Annotated in this window: 1 protein-coding gene; it reads right to left on the bottom strand. The window is 51.5% G+C overall.

The window, feature by feature from the left end; translation table 11 throughout:
• On the bottom strand, positions 1-3,902 hold a 3,902-nt coding region (locus J1N09_RS15305; protein ID WP_265201155.1), incomplete at both ends, for a T9SS type B sorting domain-containing protein.

Here is a 3,902-nt window from a genome sequence, read left to right as displayed (position 1 = left end):
TTTAGGGTAAAGTGTCCTTTAAACTCCTTTCGGACCTCTTCCTCGGTGTATTCCACCACAAACCAGTAATCACTCGATGGCATCGGGTTACCGTTAAAGGTACCGTCCCATCCTTCGCCCAGCGGACTGAGTTGCTTGAGTAGCTTACCGAATCTGTCAAATATATAAATTTTTGCCGTAGGGTCTCCGCCAGCGATCCCGATGATATTCCAGGTGTCGTGATACCCGTCCTGATTCGGGGTCACAAAACGTGGGTAATCGATAATGCTCACTTCCACCACCACACTACCACAACCGTTGGCATCCTTGATGGTCACTTGGTGACGTCCGGGATCCACACCCGTGAACAAGCCCTCACTTTGGAAAGGCCCATCATCCAACTGGAAGATGTACTCTCCCAAGCCCTCAGCCGTAGCCTGGATCGAATGATCACCGGCAAAAGCCGGACTCACCACCTGGGCATCAAAGACAAGAGGTGGCGACGACTCGGTCACCGTTGTGCTGGCCTCAGCCGTACACTCACTGTCGATCTCGGTCACTATCACACTGTAACTACCTCCCCTAAGGGCTACAATCGATGGATCCGTCTGACCTAGTTGGATCACCCCGTCGATAAACCACTCAAAGGTGTATACACTCGGGTCCAGACCCGTATCGATAACCGGTGGCGATAACGCACCCTCCTCCTCAGGGATCGGGTTGCCATTAACGTCCACACACAAACGGTAGAACTCTTCCAAACTCACCTCTGGCAATTCCTCTACCTTTAAGATCACCTGGGTGATATCAAAACAATCCGTATCACTGTTTCCCACACGGGCATAGATCACCTGCGGGTTGATCGTGTTGACAAACGGACTACCCAGTGGATTGGTGTTCCCCTGTGCATCCTCCAGGGTAGGATGGAAACTAAGCAGGTAAATACTCGGGTCCTGACCGTTTAATATCTGATCGATCACCGCCTGGCTCTCATCAGTACTGCCGTCCAGGGCAAACTCCCCGATACCATCATTGGCATCTAAATTATCGCAGATCACATACGGGGCTGGCTCACTGGCCACAGCACCCTCGCGCTCCTCGATCTCAAAACTCTGATCGGGATCCGATATATAACAATTCGTATCACTGTTTAAAATACCCACCCAGATCGTCTGGGGATTCGTCGTGTTAGGATATGATGTACTGTTTAATATCGGGTTGAGTTGCGCGTCGGCCTCCGCCTGGCTCTCATAGAAACTCACCTGGTAGATCGATGGATCCTGACCGTTTAAGATCTCAGGGATCTTCTCTGTAAGATCAAAGAGTCCAAAGCCATCCGATGGCACCTCACACAAGATAAGCGGAGTGATACTCGTATTGGCCTGCGGCAGTGGGTTGACAAGTAGCTCCAACGCCACGATCTCAAAACAGCCTTCCGGGATCGTATTGTTCTCTACCCGTACGTATATCGTCTGGGGATTGCTCGTATTGGAATACATCGTAGGATCCACAATCGCATTGGCAGCATCCAAAGCATCCTGCTGACTCTCATGATAGCTTAGATCCCACGGACTGCCCCCGGTGATCTGAAGCGCCGCCTGGGTAAGATCAAAGACCTCCGTCCCATCACCCGGATCAGTAACATCACAAAGCTCCAAAGCATCCGGCACTCCAGGCTCAGGATTGGCATTGACCCGCAGTGTCAAACTCACCGTAGTATCTACACAACCACTATTGCCATCGGTCACCCTGACATACACCGTCTGAGGATTCGAGATGTTCTGATAGGCCGTATCGGGATCAATGGCATTGACATTGTTCTGAGCATCGTCCAGACTCTCAAAATACTGAACCCCAACGCCCAATACCCCGCCGGTGATCTCATCGTTTTTTACCGTCAGATCAAAGATCGTAAACCCATCATTGGGCTCCCCTAGATCATCACATACACTAAGTGGGGTAGGCTGATTGACCGCAGGACCCTGGGGAGCCTGCAACTCAAAACTCGTGATAGCAAAACAAGCGCTCCCATTGTTGGTAAGGCGTACCCAGATCGTCTGGGGATTGCTCAGGTTCTGATAGGCCGTGGGAGTACCAATAAAAGGCGTACCTGCCTGGGCATCCAACAACGACTCATGATAGGTAATGGTATGCTGGGTGGGATCCTGGGTACCCAACACCGCAGCATCCTGAAGCGTCAGATCAAAGATCTCAAAACCATCGCCCTCAGGATCACAGATCACTAGTGGATCCAGACTTAAAGGTACCTCAGGGGTGGGAACCGCCACCAGCTCCAACTCAACCACGCGGAAACATCCCGTGTTGAACGGCGGAGGATTCAAAGGAGAATAGGTAGCACGTGCATACACCGTCTGGTTGACGGCTATAATGTTTTGATACGGACTGGCCAGGGCAAATATACCCGCCTGGGCATCCGACAGGGTCTCGTGATAGGTCACAAAGATCAGTGGATCCCCCAAGGTGATCTCATCGTCCTTGCTGGTAAGATCGAACAACGCAAAACCGTCGTTATCCTCATCACACACCTCCAGTGGGGTGGGCGTGGCAGCAAAAGGCAACGGATTAACGACCAGATCCAGGGTAAAGCCCGTCGAGGTCACACAACTCGTTGAGGCGCCCACCGCACGAATATAGATCGTCTGGGGCTGAGGAACCTGGTTCACATACGGACTGGCCAAGGGGTTGGTACCCGCATCGGCATCCGCCTGGGTCTCGTGGTAGGTGATAATGATCCCCGGGTCACCCCCGGTGATCTCAAAGGTCTTACTCTCCAGATCAAAGGCCTCCATCTCATCCCCGGGATTGTTCACATCACATAGCTCCAAAGGGGTCGGAGCATTGATCTGTGGCGGTAAATTAACCTGGAGCTCTAAGGTCGTCTGTCCCTGGCAACCATTGCTGATGTCCTCCACCACTACAAATAGCGTCTGGGGATTGCTAAGGTTCACATAGGCCGTGGTATTGACAATAGGAACCGTAAGGCCCGCATCTTCGTAATAACTGATGGTGTAATCCACCGGGTTGAGAGAACCTAAAATCTCTGGCTCCGCCTGGGTCAGGTCAAAGACCGCAAAACCGTCAGTGTCGTCATCACATACCACCAGGGGCTGTGGATCGTTTATCAGCGGAGAATCCTGAACGATAAGTAGCAAAGTGGTCGTGGAATAACAACCCGTGGCGATATCGGTAAGGCGTACATACACCGTCTGTAAGAACGGATCTACATTGGCATACGGACTGGCTAGTGGGTTGACATTGTTCTGTGCATCGGCCAGGGTCTCGTGGTAGCTCACCACCAAATTACCCGCAGGGTTCCCATTGACCACATCCTCATCGGCATCCGTTAAAATAAACTCCCCAAAACCATCGTTGTCATCATCGCAATACGTCAAGGGGTCCGGAACAAAGATCTCAGGGGGCATCACCACCACCAGATCCATGGTAAAGGTGCCGTAGCAACCCGTAATATTATCCTCTACACGTACAAAGATCGTCTCTCCCGCACTGGTATAAGGTATAGCCAATGGGTTGGTATTGGCATCCGCATCCACCTGGGTGGGGTGATAACTCACCGTTAGGTCCAAATTACCGTCCACGATCGTAGCGTTCTGGCTCGTGAGATCAAAATCCTCTACACCATCACCATCGTTGTCACACTGCTCGAAAACAGGCACTTCAACATACACCGGAACAGCACCTAAAATAAGTCCAAAGCTCCCAACAGTAAAACAACCCGCCGAGTTCTCCCCACGTACCCAGATCACCTCTCCACCACTGGGATACGCACCAGGGGTCGCAATAGGATTTAAACCCCCAGTGGCCTCAGGCTCACTTAAATGATAGGTCAAGGTCACATTGACCAATATGTTCAAAATCTCAGCATCCTTAGTCGTTAGATCAAA

Source organism: Aureitalea sp. L0-47 (assembly GCF_026126405.1).
In the GTDB taxonomy this organism is placed as follows: Bacteria; Bacteroidota; Bacteroidia; order Flavobacteriales; family Flavobacteriaceae; genus Pukyongia.
The sequence above is the reverse complement of the archived record's forward strand: the minus strand, read 5'-3'. Positions and strand labels throughout refer to the sequence as shown.